The 17,456-nt window shown below is 50.3% G+C and carries 14 protein-coding genes; 8 read left to right on the top strand and 6 right to left on the bottom strand.

The features are described 5' to 3' along the window. Window positions 1-150 precede the first annotated feature (150 nt). Complete coding sequence (locus G8768_RS10375) at window positions 151-1,734, bottom strand: AMP-binding protein (RefSeq protein WP_166844823.1); 1,584 nt, start codon at window positions 1,732-1,734, stop codon at window positions 151-153. Between the two features lie 112 nt (window positions 1,735-1,846). Here G8768_RS10375 and G8768_RS10370 point away from each other — a divergent pair, with 112 nt between their 5' ends. After that, the gene (locus G8768_RS10370; RefSeq protein WP_341800997.1) at window positions 1,847-2,446 is read left to right on the top strand and encodes a uracil-DNA glycosylase family protein; all 600 of its coding nucleotides are present in this window, start codon (window positions 1,847-1,849) and stop codon (window positions 2,444-2,446) included. Window positions 2,447-2,464: 18 nt separating this feature from the next. Here G8768_RS10370 and G8768_RS10365 read toward each other — a convergent pair whose 3' ends face one another. The 3 genes from G8768_RS10365 to G8768_RS10355 all read right to left on the bottom strand — a co-directional run bounded on the left by G8768_RS10365 (window position 2,465) and on the right by G8768_RS10355 (window position 7,700). Next, a complete protein-coding gene (locus tag G8768_RS10365) occupies window positions 2,465-3,235 on the bottom strand; it encodes an SDR family NAD(P)-dependent oxidoreductase (protein WP_166844821.1) in 771 nt (256 codons plus the stop codon). A gap of 202 nt (window positions 3,236-3,437) precedes the next feature. Continuing rightward, window positions 3,438-5,534: a 3-hydroxyacyl-CoA dehydrogenase NAD-binding domain-containing protein gene (locus tag G8768_RS10360; protein ID WP_166844819.1), complete on the bottom strand. Its 2,097-nt coding sequence runs from the start codon at window positions 5,532-5,534 to the stop codon at window positions 3,438-3,440. A 297-nt stretch (window positions 5,535-5,831) separates the two neighbouring features. Next, window positions 5,832-7,700, bottom strand: coding sequence for an acyl-CoA synthetase (locus tag G8768_RS10355; protein ID WP_166844817.1), 1,869 nt, complete (start codon window positions 7,698-7,700; stop codon window positions 5,832-5,834). A gap of 328 nt (window positions 7,701-8,028) precedes the next feature. On the opposite strand from G8768_RS10355, the gene G8768_RS10350 reads away from it, so the two are divergent. Then, window positions 8,029-8,916, top strand: a complete 888-nt coding sequence (locus G8768_RS10350) for an acyl-CoA thioesterase domain-containing protein (RefSeq protein WP_166844814.1) — start codon at window positions 8,029-8,031, stop codon at window positions 8,914-8,916. 64 nt (window positions 8,917-8,980) lie between these two features. On the opposite strand, the gene G8768_RS10345 is transcribed toward G8768_RS10350, so the two are convergent. Beyond that, a complete protein-coding gene (locus tag G8768_RS10345; protein WP_341800996.1) occupies window positions 8,981-9,799 on the bottom strand; it encodes an IclR family transcriptional regulator in 819 nt (272 codons plus the stop codon). 182 nt (window positions 9,800-9,981) lie between these two features. Between G8768_RS10345 and G8768_RS10340 the strand changes: the two genes are divergently transcribed. The 6 genes from G8768_RS10340 to G8768_RS10315 all read left to right on the top strand — a co-directional run bounded on the left by G8768_RS10340 (window position 9,982) and on the right by G8768_RS10315 (window position 16,657). Then, window positions 9,982-10,878, top strand: a complete 897-nt coding sequence (locus G8768_RS10340) for an HAD family hydrolase (RefSeq protein WP_166844812.1) — start codon at window positions 9,982-9,984, stop codon at window positions 10,876-10,878. Between the two features lie 125 nt (window positions 10,879-11,003). Continuing rightward, entirely contained in the window at window positions 11,004-11,213 is a 210-nt protein-coding gene (locus G8768_RS10335) for a hypothetical protein (RefSeq protein ID WP_166844810.1), read from the top strand. A gap of 39 nt (window positions 11,214-11,252) precedes the next feature. After that, window positions 11,253-12,314 carry an AraC family transcriptional regulator gene (locus G8768_RS10330; RefSeq protein WP_166844808.1) on the top strand — a complete coding sequence of 354 codons (1,062 nt, stop codon included), beginning with the start codon at window positions 11,253-11,255 and terminating at the stop codon, window positions 12,312-12,314. A 416-nt stretch (window positions 12,315-12,730) separates the two neighbouring features. Then, window positions 12,731-14,530, top strand: a complete 1,800-nt coding sequence (locus G8768_RS10325) for an acyl-CoA dehydrogenase C-terminal domain-containing protein (protein WP_166844806.1) — start codon at window positions 12,731-12,733, stop codon at window positions 14,528-14,530. Window positions 14,531-14,554: 24 nt separating this feature from the next. Continuing rightward, a complete protein-coding gene (locus G8768_RS10320; protein ID WP_166844804.1) occupies window positions 14,555-14,899 on the top strand; it encodes an SCP2 sterol-binding domain-containing protein in 345 nt (114 codons plus the stop codon). 162 nt (window positions 14,900-15,061) lie between these two features. Next, a complete protein-coding gene (locus G8768_RS10315; protein WP_371315439.1) occupies window positions 15,062-16,657 on the top strand; it encodes an AMP-binding protein in 1,596 nt (531 codons plus the stop codon). A 90-nt stretch (window positions 16,658-16,747) separates the two neighbouring features. Here G8768_RS10315 and G8768_RS10310 read toward each other — a convergent pair whose 3' ends face one another. Continuing rightward, the gene (locus G8768_RS10310) at window positions 16,748-17,404 is read right to left on the bottom strand and encodes a glutathione S-transferase family protein (protein ID WP_166844802.1); all 657 of its coding nucleotides are present in this window, start codon (window positions 17,402-17,404) and stop codon (window positions 16,748-16,750) included. Window positions 17,405-17,456: the final 52 nt, after the last annotated feature.

The raw sequence follows: 17,456 nt of genomic DNA, 5'->3' as shown, positions 1-17,456 counted from the left end.
TAATCGATAGGCCCGGAATGGGCTTCTTCCATTGAATATGTTGGCTCCGATTATAATCCCAATTAATGTATGGGTATGTTGCTTTATGTGCCAGCCTGCTACAAATAGGGGTGAACGGTTTGCCGGGGCTGACAAACCGTTCATGCTTTTTTATGAGTTGCTTTCTATCAAACGGTCGCGCAGCTCTTTCTTGGCAATTTTGTTCAACAATGAACGAGGCAACCCCTCGACAATATGCAGTTCCTGAATGACTTTGAAATCAGCCAGTTGCCCACGGCAATGCTGAATGATTTGTGCCTGGTATTCGGATTCACTGAGTTCGGTACCCATCAACGGGCTGCGAATAACAAAGGCGACAGGAACCTCATCAAGCATCGGGTGGGGCTTGCCAACAACGGCGACTTCATCCACCAGACCGCTGGCCATAATGACGGTTTCCACCTCGGAAGCGGCAACGTTTTCACCGCCGACCTTAAGCATATCTTTGGCTCGATCAGCAAAGAAATAATGACCTTCGTGATCAAGGCGGATTCGATCACCGGTTTCAAACCAGCCATCGACATAGCTGTTTGCCGTAGCGTCCGGATCATGCAGATATTCTTTGAACAAGTTGATGCCGGGAATGCCGCGGATAAAAAGATCACCTGTTTCACCGGCGCTGATATCCTGCCCCTGTTCATTGCGTACGCTGATCTCATAGCCGTGGCAGGGGCGACCGATGCACATTTCCGGGCCCGGGTGATTGAGATCCCCGGTAATAGCCTGGGTAATGGTTTCGGTCATGCCATACAAACCGAAGGTTTTAATCTTGAAGTGCTCTTCGATGCTGGGCAGGGCAACGGCTGGTGTCCAGAAGCGAAAATGATGTTCTGGCACTGCTTCTTCCACAAGGGCTTTCAGGCAGAAAGGAATCATGGAAGCCCAACTGGCTTTGTACTCCAGAGCTGGGCGCCAGAAATGGGTTTTTGAAAAACGGGGCTGCAAGATATAGCTGCCACCCACCCAGAGTGTTCCCAGCAAGGAATAGGATTGATTATTGGTGTGGAAGAGCGGCAAGAATGCCTGGCAAATGTCATCGTGGTGCAGGGCAAAGTTTCGAGCGTTGCACTGGGCGCCCCAAATCGCATTAGCGTGGGTCCAGACTACTGCTTTAGGGCGAGATGTGGTGCCGGAGGTAAATTGAATGGAAAGATCCTGTTCGGTCATAACCGTGTCCGGTAACGCCTGTTCACCGTCCGCGTAAAGGTCTTCGAATGCCAGGACACCATCGTTTTGCTGATGGTTTTGATGGTCAATACTGCTGATAAGCTGCAGTTGCTCGCGACAGCCATCAAACCCGCTAATCAAACTCTCCTGGGTGATGACGGCACGAGCACGGGTCTTTGTGACGAAATACTCAATATCACTGGCAACGCTGCGAGTGTTGGTGGTCACGGCTACTGCGCCAAGCAGGGCACAGGCGTACCAACTGAACAGAAATTCCGGGCTGTTTTCCAGATGGATAATGACTTTGTCACCGGATTGGATACCACGTTCGTTTAGGCCTTTGGCGAGACGACCGCCTTGCTGACAGAAGGCTTCATAGCTCCATTGCTGATCCTGCCCATCGAAATCGGCCCAAATCAGGAAGGGTTTGTCCGGGCAGCGTTGCCTCCAGTAGTCAAACAATCTGGGCAGGTCTCGCCCTGCTACGGCTTGTTGAAGGGTTTGTGATGAATTGGCCTGGGCAGTCATGGTATTTATTATTATCCATTTGCTAATAGTGATTAGCGAGTATATAAGCTTTCAGCTGAGCAAAGCTTGCCAATTACTTGGTGTAAAGCGAAGTTTTTAAAAGGAGGCTTTTGTGTCAGTGAGCAAGGATTGGGTGATTATGTCGAGCAGTAGTACATTACTGAAAAAAGTACGCGCCTGTCGGACCTGTGAGAAGGACTTGCCGTTGGGACCAAGACCGGTCTTGCAATACGATAGTTCCGCGACGCTATTAATTGTGGGGCAGGCACCTGGCCGACGAGTGCATGAAAGTGGTCGGCCCTTTGATGATCCAAGCGGTGTGCGTTTACGTCAGTGGTTGAATGTCACTGAAGAAGAATTTTACGATCCCAAACGATTGGCCATTGTTCCCATGGGCTTTTGTTACCCCGGCACAGGAAAAAGTGGAGATTTGCCGCCGCGTAAAGAATGTTTGCAGTGGCGAGAGCCTCTCATGGAAGGTTTACCTAATATTCAATTGACCATTTTGCTCGGGCAGTATGCTCAGCGCTACCATTATCCGGAACACAAAGGCAGTTTGACCGATCTGGTGAAACAGGTGGACTTAGACAGCAGCACGATTGTGCCGTTGCCGCATCCGAGCCCGCGCAATAACCGTTGGTTAAAACAGCAACCCTGGTTCGAAGAAGAATTTATTCCCAGGCTGCAACATAAATTGAAAGCGTTTTTCTGATTCAGGACAAGAGGTTCGTTAATAATCTTCCGGGACAGACTTTTTCAAAATATACCCCAGTAGAGGTTTGGGCAAGACTCTGGCCAGACGAACCAGGCTCGCGGTAACAAACGGAAACAGCACGTCATTTTTTTCTTTTTCAATACCACGAATCATATAGCGTGCCGCTTCCTGCTCTGAAATTTCAAAGGGTGCTGGTATACCATCTTCAGCAACGCGTTCTGTCGCAACAAAACCCGGGTAGAGGGAAACAAATTTCAAACCGTGTTGTTCCAATTCAATTCGGCAACTATCCATGAGGAGTCGGCAGGCCGCTTTGGCGGCGGAGTAGGGGCCTTGCATGGGCAAACCGATAAAACCGGCGAGGGAGTTGGTATGCGCAATTATCCCGTGACCCTGATTTTTCATCAGAGCAATTAATGGAATCAGAAAGTTCACCAGACTTTGGTAATTGATATCCAGATTGTCACGAACCTCAGTGACGCTGACCTTATTCATATTAAACGCCGGTCCATCACCCACATTCAGCAGGGCGAGATCCAATGGTTTGTCTGACTCGTGGAGACGCTTTAGCAGGGCTTCCACGTTGTCCTGATCCAATACATCGCAAACTTCGACTTGGGCTGTTGAACCATTCGCGTGTATGTCTTTAGCGAGGTCTTCAAGCTTATCCTTGCGCCGTGCGCAAACAATCAGGTGATTATTGTTTCGGCTCAACTCGATAGCACAGGCTCGGCCAATGCCTGATGAGGCACCGGCAATCAAAATGGTTTTGCCGCTCAGTTTCATGGGGACATCCTGAATTTATGTTTGAATGCAGTAATTATAGTTATGACTAACTTTTTGTTTGAGGATAATAAAGCCCAAAGGATGTCTTTGTAAACGGTTAAATCGAGGAAAGGGAAACGGAAGGGAATTGCTCAAAGCCCCGTGTTGAGTTTACAGGGCTTTGAGCTGGAGCGAGTGTTAGATCAGTGCTTGAATTGGCGGCTTATTTTATCGCCCACTCTTTAAAGGTTTTACCGGATTCAGCCAGCTCTTTCAGCAGCTTGGAGGGTGCCCAGTACTTTTCACCATGTTGCTTGGCGAACTCGCTGATGCGGGCGTAGATTTTATCCAGGCCAATATGATCAGCGTAATGCATTGGGCCACCGCGATACACAGGGAAACCGTAGCCGAAGCAGTACACCACATCGATGTCACTTGGGCGCTGGGCAATGCCTTCTTCCAGAATTTTGGCACCTTCGTTAATCCATGCGTAGGTCAGACGTTCCAGAATTTCATCGTCGCTGATGTCGCGGCGCGCAATGCCCTGTGCCTTAGCTTGCTCTTCAACCACTTTCATTACTTCAGGGTCGTTGATGCGGGCACGGGTATTGGCATCGTATTTGTAGTAACCCGCACCGGATTTCTGACCCAGGCGGCCCATTTCCACCAGCGCATCGGCGATGCAATAGGTTTTAGGTTCACCTTTTTCTTCGTCACTTAAGGCCTGACGAGCCTTGTAACCGATGTCCAGACCCGCCAGATCGCCTACCGCCAGTGGGCCCATTGCCATGCCCCAGTTTTGCATGACGCGGTCGATTTGCTCAGGGCTGGCGCCTTCAATCAAGCACAATTGTGCTTCTCGGCCATAGGGGCGCAGCATGCGGTTGCCGATAAAGCCATAGCAGTTGCCGGCGAGAACGGGTACCTTGCCAATTTTTTTCGCGAGCTTCATGGAGGTGGCAATCACATCATCAGCACTCGCCGAACCACGTACCACTTCTAACAGCTTCATCACGTTAGCAGGGCTGAAAAAGTGCAGGCCGATCACATCTTCCGGACGCTTGGTCGCATTGGCGATGGCATCAATATCCTGATAGGAGGTGTTGCTGGCCAAAATGGCGCCCGGCTTACACACCCGGTCGAGTTTCTGGAAGACTTCTTTTTTGATGTCGACGTTTTCAAATACTGCTTCAATTACCAAATCCACATCCGCCAGATCGTCGTAGCTGGTGCTGCCGCTGATCACGCTCAGGCATTGAGCCTTTTGTGCCTCGGTCATTTTGCCTTTGCTGACGGTGATGCTGTAGTTCTTATCAATGATGGCCATACCACGATCCAGGCCTTCCTGATTGATTTCCAGCATGGTCACAGGAATACCAACATTGGCGAAGTTCATGGCAATGCCACCCCCCATGGTACCCGCACCGATGATGCCGACGCGCTTGATGTCGCGCAGAGCGGTATCTTTCGCCAGCCCTAAAACCTTGGCGGCTTCGCGCTCGGCAAAAAACATATGGCGCATAGCGGCAGATTGGGGACCCTGCATCAGTTCAACAAACAGCTCACGCTCGGTGGCCAGGCCTTTGTCCATATCCTGATTCACGGCAGCTTCTACACAGCGGATGATGTTTTGGGGAGCTTGCTGTCCACGATAACGTTTGGCGGCTTTGGTACGAGCCGCTTCAAAAACCTTGGGGCCGGCCTTGCTGGCCGGAATGTCGATATCGCGAACACGCTTCAACTGGGCTTTGTCTTCGGCCAGGGATTTGGCGTAAGCAATGGCGCCCAGCTCAAGGTCGCCGTCGACCACGACGTCGACCAAGTTCATTTTTTCAGCCTTCTTGGCGGCCACAGGGTTACCGCTGGTGATCATATCCAAAGCGGCTTCAACACCGGCGAGGCGTGGCGTGCGCTGGGTTCCGCCGGCACCGGGCAGTAGCCCCAGTTTCACTTCGGGCAAACCAACCTTGGCACTGCTCAGCGCAACGCGGTAGTGACAAGCGAGGGCGGTTTCAAAGCCACCGCCCAAGGCCGTACCGTGAACGGCGGCCACAACAATTTTGTTGGAACTCTCGATGACCTTCAGCATATCGCTGAGGGACGGTGATTTCGGTGGCTTGCCAAATTCGGTGATGTCCGCGCCGGCAATAAACGTACGGCCTTCACAAAGAATAACGATCGCTTTGCTGTCGTCTTTTTGAGCTTTTTTAATGGCTTTACAAATACCATCGCGCAAGGCGTGGGACAGCGCATTGACGGGCGGATTGTTCAAACGAATCACGCCAATGCCATCGATAATTTCATATTGGGTAACGGACATGAAAAACTCCTGCTGGGGGTTCTTGGGTATAGCGCGCCATTTTACTTTATGTGTAACTAAAATGGCATGCCTTTACGGATTTAATTCTGTGGAGTGCCGGGCAGGGCCCGGACTTAAAGGTTCGAACAGCTCGGGTTCGGACCCCGGCATCAACAGGCTCGCAGGCCTGTCTCAGTGTATAAATCGCAGGGTGATAATTTTATGACAAGCCGTTGGCCTGTCATAGTATTTCAAGCTGTCTTTCCTCAAATAAAAACTTCCTGCAAATCAAAACAGCCGGTGATCGCTGGTGGACGGCTATCGAATGCTGATGCTCAGGGCAAAGCCCTGTAAGGCTTCCTCCAGTTCTTTAACACGCGAAGCCTCCGCGACCTCTATGCTGGTGGTCAATCCTTTCTCGGTATCGTGAATGCATTCCACTCGGGCCTGGATACCCAGCTCGGCCAAACGCTCCAATAACACCGTTTCAGTGGCCATGCGGCGCAGCTCAGGCTTGAAGATTTTACCCACTGCGGTCAATGGAATTTCATCCAATACCGTAATGCGTTTGGGCACGGCAGCGCGTTCGGAGATGGTATCGGCGGCGAAGGCCATCAATTCCTCTTCATCGTACTCAGCACCGGGATGTACGGTAATGTACACCACGGGCAGTTCGCCGGCGTAGTCATCAGGTTGGCCAACCGCAACGGCTTGAGCAACGCTGGGGTGCTTGAGCAGAGGGTCTTCAATGATCACGGGGTCGATATTGTGGCCGCCACGAATAATCAGGTCCTTGGCTCGCCCAGTCAGATAGAGGAAGCCGTGTTCATCTTCATAGCCCAGATCACCGGTATTGAACCAGCCATCCACCCAGGCTTTTTCGTTGTCACTGTCTTCCATATAGCCAACAAAAATATTTGGCCCGCGACTGAGAACCACGCCGGCTTCTCCGGGCTCGCAACGGCGCACCAGTTTATTGCCGTCAACATGGCCTATGATACGCTCCGCGTAGGGAATTCGTAGACCGGTTGCGCCCGCCGGTGGGGGTTGTTTTGAACTGGTTACGGAGAGCATGACGGTGGTTTCGGTCATGCCGTAGCCATTGAGAATGGTGCAGTCGAAACGCTCTTCAAAATTTTTCTTCAGTTGAATGGGCAGCGGTGCTGCACCGCTCAGAACTTCATTCAGGCAACTGATATCACAATCGCCCACGGGCACTTCGTAAATCAGTGACAAAATTGTTGGCACACAAGGGAAAGCGCTGAATTGAAAGCGTTCAATATGGTGCCAGAAGTTTTCGATCACATTGGGGTTGCGGAAGCCGCTTGGCGTCATAATGACAATGTTCAGTCCCGCCGCTATGGCGCCGATTCCCGAAACCATCAAACCATAAATATGGAACATGGGTAGAGCAGCAAACACATTTTCACGAGGGCGATCGCTGACTCGGTCTTTATAAAACTGGGCGATAAAGGCGAAATTGGCCTGGCTGATCTGAGCAACTTTCGGACGGCCAGTGGTACCGCCCGTGTGCATATAACAGGCAATATCTTCGCCCTTGAATTCACGGCCGCTATCAAGACTGGCCGGGTTTTGCTCTTCCAGCTGCTGATTAAAATCGGTGACGGTAACGTTTAGGCCATCGGGTATGGAATCGGTAATACCCGGTAGGGAAATCAACACCAGGTGCTCAATCTGGGGGCTTAATTCCAGAACCGCTTTGGTGGTTTCCCACAGATGAGGGGCCGATGGCATAGGTGCCATGGCGACAAATACCTTGGAGCCGGTGACTTCAATGATCTCTGAAATATGACGAGGTTCCAGCAGCGGGTTCAGTGGGCTTGCAATACCAGCGCACTGTGCCCCCCAGATGGCGTAGATAGTATGGGGCAGAGTGGGCAGCATAATGGAAACGGCGTCTTTGCTGTTTACGCCGAGCCCATGAAATAAATTGGCGGTTTGGTGAAGGCGAGCCAGAAGCTGTTCGTAAGTAACCGGGATGGCGATATCGTCTTTCACCCCTGTCGGCAGAAATTCCATCACCTTGTCACTGGCGTAATCGCGACAGGATTGCTGAAAGATGTCGTAGGTATTGCTCCAAGGGTAGCGTTGCTCAACAGGGACCTTTTCAAATTCCAGGGTATCTTCCAGGGTGAGTACATCGGCTACGGATTGTAGCTTGCTCATAGTGTCGCCTCTTTATCAATTATTGTTGCTTTAATGACCAGCTTTTCATTGCTCGGTGGACAGCTCGGGGTTTTTATACCACTGTCTGGTTTTTTGTTCCACTGTGCGGAACATTGTTTTATGATCCGGTTTTTATTATTCCGTTCCCCTTGTTAGCTCAAGCTACGCAAAACTCTGGCAAAGCTGTAAAAAGTGCTTTTAAAGGCGCTAAATAATTGGCTAAAAGTGACTTGCAAAGAGACTGCAATAGAAAAAAGAGTTATTAAAAAGAGCTTCGAAAGAGAAGCGAATAATTCAGTTGGGAACAAGCGCTAAGGAGAAACCAGGGGTGAATGTCTCACCGGCACAATTTGAGCTTGATCGCGATAGCCATATGCAATTGATCGAGGAGGGTGAGGGCCTTTTTCGTTATTCCCTGAACGTCAGTGATCGCTGGTCGTTTGGCAATGCGCCGAATGGCGGGTATATGGCCGCTTTGCTGGCCAAAGCCGGCCGCCTGTCTCTGCCGAATCATCCAGATCCCGTTTCCTCAACGACTCAATTTATCCAGGCCGCCGAGCCCACTGATGCCGAAATTGAGGTCAGGGTGTTACGCGAAGGTGGCCGTTTGGCCCAAACCACAATTGAGTTGCAACAGGGTGGTCAGGTATGCGCCCAGGCTTCGGTGGTGTATTCGGACATGCACAAGCCCCGGGGGGTGAGCCATTTTCAGGGGGAACGCCCAAGTCTGGCTGAGCTTGATCATTGCGTACCGGTGACCGGCGCTAATGCCAGTTTTCGTGACCGGGTCGATGCTCGCTTTTTTCCAGATTGTGCCGACTACTGGCCAGGCGGTGGCAGTGACCGCATGAGCAATGGAGGGTGGATCGCGATGGCAGATAATCGACCGAATGATGCACTGAACCTGATTGTTTTTGCGGATGCGTTTCCAAGGGCAGTTGCTATGCGAAGCGGTAAGGTTGGCTGGATTCCTACTGTAGATATGACCGTTCAAGTATTACAACCGGCAGCGCCGGGGCATATTGCCTGTTTGTTCAACACGCGAAAAATCCACGGTGGTATCCTGGAAGAGCAGGGTGAGTTGTGGGACAGCGAGGGAAATCTGGTGGCTTTATGTCGTCAATCTGCGGTGCCGAGAATCCCGCAAGAAGCCGCAGCCTGGGCGGATGATCCCGGTGATTTCAAACGCCCCGGGAGCGGCAGTAAAACCTATTGAGCGTATTGCTTGGAGGGTGTGGTGGGCAAGTGTGGTTCAATGTGTAACTTGTCTGCTAATGAACTCAGTAGCGAATCAGGGTCGCTTCAACATTTCGCACCATGCGCTTCAGCTGTGGTGCGACTTCATTTTCCAGAAATTCTGTTGACAGACGATAGGCCGGGCCACCGGCATTGAAGCTGTAGATTTGATTGCCGACCAGCAGGGGCACGGAAACGCCATTGATGTCTTTATCCCATGAGCCAAATCCGGTGCAGTACCCCTTTTCCTGATAGCTCTCTATGGCGGCCATAATGCCATCGCGCAATACCGGCCAGTTGTCGGGGTTACGCTTCTCAATGTAGTGCAAAAAATATTCACGTTCATTGTGGGGGAGCAGCGTGAGATACGCTTTGCCCAATGCTGAACTTGCCAGTGGCACCCGATCGCCAACTTCATTACGAAAAGTCATTACGTTGGCCGGCGCGCAGTATTCCAGGTAAATCATTTTCAGGCGATCACGATCAGCCAGGCCAACGGCGGTACCGGTATTATTCGCCAGTTCCTGCATCAAGGGCTTGGCAAGTTGGCGGATGGCGAGGTTCGCAGTAAACGCATAACCCAATGCCAGCACACCGCTGCCGAGCTGGTATTTTTCCAATCGTTCGGAATAGACCAGATAGCCAAGTTTTGTCAGAGTGTAGGTGAGACGGGAGACGCTGGATTTTGGTAGGCCTGTGCGCTTGGCAATATCTTGATTACCCAGAAAGCCATCACCGGGTTGAAAGGCACGCAGTACATCCAGGCCTCGGGCCAGGGCATTGATAAACTTGCGATCGGGTTCGTCATCGTGGAGAACATCGCTGGGCAGGCTAAAGATATTATCGGCGCTGGGTTTGTCCACTTTTTATACAGTCTCGTTTTGCAGCCTTGGGATTATGCTCGGTTTTGCGCTTGTGATTATAGGCGAGTATAAATAATGATTATAGTCTTGGGCGTGCCGGTCTCTATTGAAGCGGTTTCAAGTTATAATCGCTTTCTCTCGTTACTCATTTCCGATTGTTCATTTTGATCATTGAATTTGCCATGCAAAACCCGAAACCGTTGTCCGTGATTGAGCCTGATACGGCCAAAGAGACAAAGCTGATTTTCTTTGATGTAGACGGCACCTTGCTCGACAGCTCAGGGCAGTTCAGTGACGTACTGCAACAACAGTTGAAGCGATTACGTGAGCGAGGTCTGTCACTGGCTATTGCTTCCGGAAGGCCGCCGTTTGCGTGTCGGTTTTTATTTGAGCAGTTGGGCTTGGTCGATACCGGTTTGTTTTATACCGGTGGTTTGATCTATCAGCCCAGTAGCGATAAGACGTTCACCCGGCACAGTCTGGCGAATGATGATGCTCGAGATTTGTTTTATGCGGCACGGGAACTGGGTTTGTATTTTGAACTGTACGACAGTGAACGTTTTATTCTTGATGTGGCGCATCAATGTGCACCTCATATCACTGCGGAGCACAGTCGTCAGCTGCGTTGCGAACCTGAGCGGGAAGTGATTGAAACTTTGCTTTTGAGGGCAGAGCCGGAAGCGACAAAGAGCGGAGAATCGCCCTGGATCAAAGTTTTGCTGGGTGAAGACGCCAGGGAAAGTGATTTTCTGCCACAGCTGGAAGCGCGTTTTCCCGAGCTGCATTTTGCCTACGCAAAGCTGCCTTCATACCCCGATTGGCGTTTTGCCAGTGTGATTCCCAAGGCGGCGGATAAGCATCTCGCCTTTGATCGTTTGCTTGACCACTATCAGTTAGCCTCCCATCAGGTGATGGCCTTTGGTGATGCAGGTTCGGATAAGGTCTTTTTGCAAAGGGCCGGAGTGGGGGTGGCGATGGGCAGCGCGGTTGCTGACGTGCAAGCCTGTGCGGATTTTCTTTGTCCGAGTTCCGATGAAGAGGGCGTGGCTCTGGCTTTGGCCAGCTTTTTCCCTGAATAGAGACAGGCTTAATGGCTTTTTCAGCGCTTACCCATTGCCGGCACTTGGCTTATAATGGCCGCTGTTTAAAGTCGATACGGTCGAAAACGGCTGAAATGCGACAAGATTGATACTGTAGTGACAACATGATTAAAGTTGGTTTTAAAAAACGTTCCCTGTTTATTTCATTATTATTGGGTTCGCTGGCCTTTATCGCCGGGGCAATATTTGGTTGGGATTTGCCTGTCGATAAAGCGCTAAATTTTTTCCTGATGACGGTGCTGTTGTTGGCTATAGTTATGGCAGCAGCCTTGGTCACGGTATTGCTGATCAAACTGATTCGCCGCTTGTTTTAATTTCAGAACATCGATCATTGTTACAGAGGAATATTGAGCTTGAGAAGCCCAGATACTACTTGTGTACCAACGGCTTATGCCCGTGCATTATTGCAAGCGGCAAAGGAAAAAGGTTGTGATGTCGATCGCTTGCTCAGTGATCTTTCGATCGATCGTCAGGAGTTGGACGATGCGCTGTATTTTTCAGCGGTAAAATACGGGCAGCTGTATCAGCAAGTCATGATCGTGATGCAAGATGAGCTGTTCGGTATGATCAGCTCGGGCAAGGTTCGTCTCGGTTCCTTCCGGATGTTGTGTTATGCGGTCCTGTCTTGTAATACTCTGCGTCAGGCGATTAACCGAGCTGCAGAATTCAGTGAAGTTGCCCGCGGTTTTATTGTGCGAGGCTCTTTGCAGGAAGATGGCGATAAAGCCCAGGTGGTGATGCGTCGCATTAATGGTCCCGAAGGCGAGGGTGCCGCTGAGCTGATTGCCAATTCCAGCCCGGATAAGATTCGCACTACCATGGCAGTGTGGCACCGCTTTAACTGCTGGTTGATTGGCCAGGAGATTCCACTCAGCGCTCTGTGCTTTACGTTCAATTGTCCGGAAGAATTTCAGGTGCTGGCGGAAAGTTATCCCGCAGAACTTTATTTCGATCAGGAAGAAAATCTTCTCGAATTTCCGGCAGAGTTTCTGGATTATCCCCTGGTGCAAAATCGCGAAACCCTTTTCGATTTTCTGCGCTCCGGTCCGTATCATTTGGTGATTAACGACAGTGCCCAGCGCAGTTTGAAGGCCAAGGTGCGCGCGATTCTTTCCAAAGACGTCAGTGATGCCATGCCGAGTGCAGAAGAGGTAGCATCGCGTTTGAATCTTTCTGTAACGACCTTGCGTCGTAAATTACAGGCAGAAGACACGTCTTACCAAAAGCTGAAAGATGAGTGTCGTATGGAAGCTGCGTTCCATTATTTAAGTTGTCCGGATTTGAACAATGCCTGCATTGCCGAACGTTTGGGTTTTGATGAAAGCAGTGCGTTTTTCAGAGCTTTTAAAAAGTGGACGGGTGTTACGCCCGGAGACTATCGCAAGCAACTTGCCAATCATAAACCAGCAAAATAAATTGCTGTTCGGCTCTGCCAATATCCTTTGATTTTTACTGGGCGCCGACATCGGCGCCTGTCATCTATAAGCCTTTCTCATTATTGCCTCGCTTTTTCGGCTTTGTTGTAGATGTCTTATTCTCGTTTGAAGTTTTTGGGGCAATTCTTAATATTGTGTGTTCCAAATAGATACCTAGTGTGTGCCGTAAAGCCTTTCACTTTTAATGGTTTCTTTATGGGAGTGTCGAAGCTAGATCGAGGTTGTGTTCAAGCCATATCCGCGCTGTATCGGTTCTGGACTACACTGTAGGGGCGCACTGTCACTTCTGGCCCGATTTGTCAGCCAAACTGGTCAATCTGGCTATTGTTGCAAATGGGGTGATCGGCGATTCTCACCCACCATAGAAACCCTATATATTCCTAACCGAGGTTACCATGGCCGAATACAAAGCTCCTTTACGCGATATGCAGTTTGTTATGAACGAGCTGCTGGATTACCCAGCTCACTACCAGTCCCTGCCGGGTTGTGAAGATGCTACGCAAGATGTCGTTTCTGCCATCCTGGAAGAATCCGCGAAGTTCTGTGAAAACGTATTGGCACCCCTGAACCGCGTTGGTGATGAAGAGGGTTGTAAGTGGGACGACGGTGTTGTGACCACTCCAACTGGATTTAAAGAAGCTTATCAGCAGTATGTTGAAGCCGGTTGGCCATCCATGACCGCCGATGTTAACTACGGCGGCCAGGGCCTGCCAGGTTCTTTGGGCAGCATCCTGTCTGAAATGAAAGGCTGTGCAAACTGGTCCTGGGGTATGTATCCGGGCCTTTCCCACGGTGCCAAGAACACTCTGGAAGAGCATGGTAACGAAGAACAGAAGCAGACCTATCTGACCAAGCTTATCGATGGTAGCTGGACCGGCACCATGTGCTTGACCGAACCTCACTGTGGTACCGATCTGGGTATGTTGCGCACCAAGGCTGAGCCTAATGCTGACGGCAGCTATGCAGTAAGCGGCACCAAGATCTTCATTTCTGCGGGTGAGCACGATATGGCCGAAAATATCGTTCACATCGTACTGGCGCGCCTTCCGGATGCGCCTGCCGGCACCAAAGGCATTTCCCTGTTCATCGTTCCAAAAATGAACCTCAATGAGAACGGCGAAGTTGCGGATCGTAACGGTGTGCACTGTGGTTCTATCGAACACAAGATGGGCATTCACGGTAACGCGACTTGCGTAATGAATTTCGACAACGCCAAAGGCTACCTGATTGGCGAGCCGAACAAAGGCTTGATGGCGATGTTCACCTTTATGAATACCGCGCGTTTGGGTACAGCGATCCAGGGTCTGGCGCATGCAGAAGTGGGTTATCAAAAGTCTCTGGAATACGCTCGTGAGCGTTTGCAGATGCGTTCTTTGTCCGGTGTTAAAAACCCTGAAGGTCCAGCGGATCCAATCATTGTTCACCCGGATGTTCGCCGCATGCTGTTGACCCAGAAAGCCTTCGCAGAAGGCGGTCGCATGATGATTTACTACGGTGCCCAGCTGGTTGACACCATGCAGCACTCTGAAGATGAAGACGAGCGCAAAGCCGCTGACGATATGTTGTCTTTCATCACGCCGATTGCCAAAGCCTTCCTGACCGAAACCGGTTTTGAAGCCGCCAACCTGGGTTTGCAGTGTTTCGGTGGCCACGGTTTCATTTCCGAGTGGGGCATGGAGCAGAACGTTCGTGACTGTCGTATTTCCATGTTGTACGAAGGTACAACCGGAATTCAGGCTCTGGATTTGCTGGGTCGTAAAGTATTGGGCTCAGGCGGCGAGCTGCTGAAGGGTTACACCAAAATGGTCCACAAATTCTGCCAGGCCAACGCTGATGTTGAAGGTTTGCAGGAATTCGTTGCACCATTGAATGAAGTGAATAAAGAACTGGGCGAGTTAACGATGCACATCGGTGGCAAAGCGATGGAAAATGCCGATGAAGTTGGCGCGGCTTCCGTGGATTACCTGATGTACTCCGGTTACGCGATGCTGGGTTACTTCTGGGCGCTGGCCGCCAAGAAAGCCCAGGAAACTCTGGCCGAAGGTACCACTGACGAAGCGTTCTACAAGGCAAAAATCAGCACGGCGCGTTTCTACTTCGAGCGTATTTTGCCGCGCACCAACAGTCTGGCCATTACCATTAAGGCTGGCCTGGGTAATTTGATGGAATTGGATGAAGAGCACTTCGCCTTTTAAGTCGTTTTAAAGTTTGGAGTAAACATGCACCCATTAGATGGCTTGCGTGAACAGCTTTTCGAAAATTTTAATCGCGAAGCGGCTGCTGATATGTCGGAAGTGGTTCAGTTCGACATTTCCGATGCGGGCAATTATTTTTTAGTCATCGACCATGGGAATTGTGACATTCAGGATGGAGAGCACGACTCTCCATCGGTGTCCATCAGCATGGATTCAGAAACCCTGTTAGACATTATGGCCGGCAAGTTTAGTGGTATGCAGGCCTTTATGTTTGGCAAGGTCAAAGCTGACGGAGATCAGCGTTTGGCGGCTATGATCGATAGCTTGTTTGTGCACCAGCGTACGAATAAGTCTGTAGAGAAGCAGTAGGCGGCCGGAGATTAGCAAAAGGACCACAATTGTGGTCCTTTTTGTTTTTGTATTGCGTAAAGAAAAAGCAGTGCTTTGAACACTGTCGCGGATAATAAAAATTAACACACATCCGACGAAAAATAGAATAAAGTTAAGTACGGAATTTAAGAGGAAACGATTGTGAATCGAGACCAGCGCACGATCATTGATGTGCTTGAAGACGTTTTTAAAAAATACCCTGACAATAGCGCATTCAGCTGCATGGGACAGACGTTAACTTACGGCGACCTGGATCGTTTGAGTGCGCAGTTTGCCAGTTATTTGCAGCATCATACCAATCTGGAAGAGGGCGATCGTATAGCGATTCAACTGCCCAACGTATTGCAATACCCCGTCGTTGTTTACGGTGCAATTCGTGCCGGTTTGGTTGTGGTGAATACCAACCCTTTGTATACCGCTCGCGAAGTGAAACATCAGTTTAATGACTCTGGTGCCAAGGCGCTGGTGGTTTTGTCGAACATTGCTGACGTAGCGGCAAAGGTTATCGAGGAGACCCAGGTTGATCAGGTAATTGTTACCGATATTGCCGATATGCATCCTCCGCTTAAGCGAACCATTATGAATTTCGCGGTTAAGCACATTAAGAAGATGGTCCCGGAATTCCGTTTCCAAAATCAAGTCAGCTTGCGAGATGCTTTAGCTAAGGGCAGCGCTCCACGACGCCCGGTGGTTAAAGACATTCACGATGTGGCAGTACTGCAATATACCGGTGGAACAACCGGTGTTGCGAAAGGCGCCATGCTGACCCACAACAATTTGGTTGCCAACATGGAGCAGTTGCTGGCGCATGTGGGTGACGATATTAAAGAAGGCGAAGAGTGTGCAATCGCGCCACTGCCGCTTTATCATATTTACGCGTTTACCTCGAACTGTATGGCCCTGGCCATGACAGGTAATCACAGCGTACTGATCCCGAATCCGAGAGACATTCCAGCGTTTATCAACGAAGTGAAAAAGCATAAGTTTACTTCCCTTGTTGGAATCAACACCTTGTTTACTGCCTTGGCTCGCAATCCGGAATTCCGAAAAATTGATCTGTCGTCATTGCGTCACACGGCGTCAGGCGGCATGGCGTTAACGGAAGATGCGGCCAATCACTGGCAGGAACTGACGGGTGTTATGCCGGCGGAGGGCTATGGCCTGACCGAAACCAGCCCGGTCGTATCGTCCAACCCTTCCCATGCAATTCAGCGTGGTACTGTGGGCACGCCTGTGCCGGGTACCGAGGTAAAAGTTATCGATGCCGATGGTAACAGCCAGCCGAGCGGTGAGCCGGGTGAGCTGTGTGTTAAAGGCCCTCAGGTGATGAAGGGCTACTGGCAGCGTCCAGAGGCGACCGCAGAAGTGCTGAGCGAAGACGGTTGGCTGCGTACTGGCGATATGGCGGTGATTCAGGAAGACGGTTATATCCGCATTGTGGACCGTAAAAAAGACATGATCATTGTGTCCGGTTTCAACGTCTTCCCGAACGAAATTGAAGATGTGGTGGGTCAGCACCCGAAAGTGGTCGAAGCAGCGGCCATTGGGGTTGAAGATGAAAAGTCAGGTGAGGTGGTCAAATTGTTTGTGGTTCGTGATGGCGATCTGAATGAAGAGCAGGTGATCGACTATTGTCGTGAAAACCTGACGGCTTATAAAGTGCCCAAACACATTGAATTCCGCGATGAATTACCGAAGTCTGCTGTGGGTAAAATTCTGCGTAAAGATCTTCGTTAACCCTGAGCTAAAGGGCTCTAAAAAAGCGGTATTGGCGTTGGCCAATGCCGCTTTTTTGTTTGCTTATAGGAATTAAATTGCGGTCAGAGATTATTTCTTGAACTGAGCAAAGTATTCCATTAAGTCTTGCATGGCGGCTTGGGAGTCCTGATCCACTTTCTGGGAAACAGCATCTTCCCGCATCATTTTGCTCCACGCCTTTAACGCAGGATACTCATCCAGAGGCTTCCAGTCGTACACCTTGGCTGCCACCATATTTCCGACAACCAGCGCGTAACGTACAAAAATATCCGCAGCGGTCATTTTGTCACCCATCAGGTAAGGTGAGGGTTGGCATAAGGTGTCCAGGGCCTTGAAACCTTTTTCCATCAGTGGGCGGGCTTCCCGGAAGGCGGTTTCGCAACGTGGATTGCCAATCAGTACCTCGCCATTATTGCGTCGTGCCGGCAATTCAATGTACAGCTCGGCCACTTTCATAATTTCACGACATTTGGCTTTCTCAAAGGCCTCTGTAGGAAAGAACTTTGGGTCTGACAGGCTATCGACATATTCCATAATGATGTCGGTTTCTGACATCGGACCTTGATCGGTAACAAGTGCAGGTACTTTACCAAGTGGATGAATACTCAAGTAGTCCTCATTCTGGCTTGGGTACTCTTTAACTTCTTCAAAATCCAAACCTTTAGCGAGCAATAAGTGTTTAACGGCGTTGTAGTAGTTACTGGCGCTGAATCCATACAGTTTCATAGTCGGCCTTTATAAAAGCGGGTTGAAGAGTGAAAAATCATTAGGGGTTCAA

Origin of the sequence: Pseudoteredinibacter isoporae (assembly GCF_011602085.1) — a bacterium.
GTDB classification, from domain to species: Bacteria; Pseudomonadota; Gammaproteobacteria; order Pseudomonadales; family Cellvibrionaceae; genus Pseudoteredinibacter; species Pseudoteredinibacter isoporae.
Note: the sequence above shows the minus strand (reverse complement) of the source record. Positions and strands in the feature narration are given on the sequence as shown.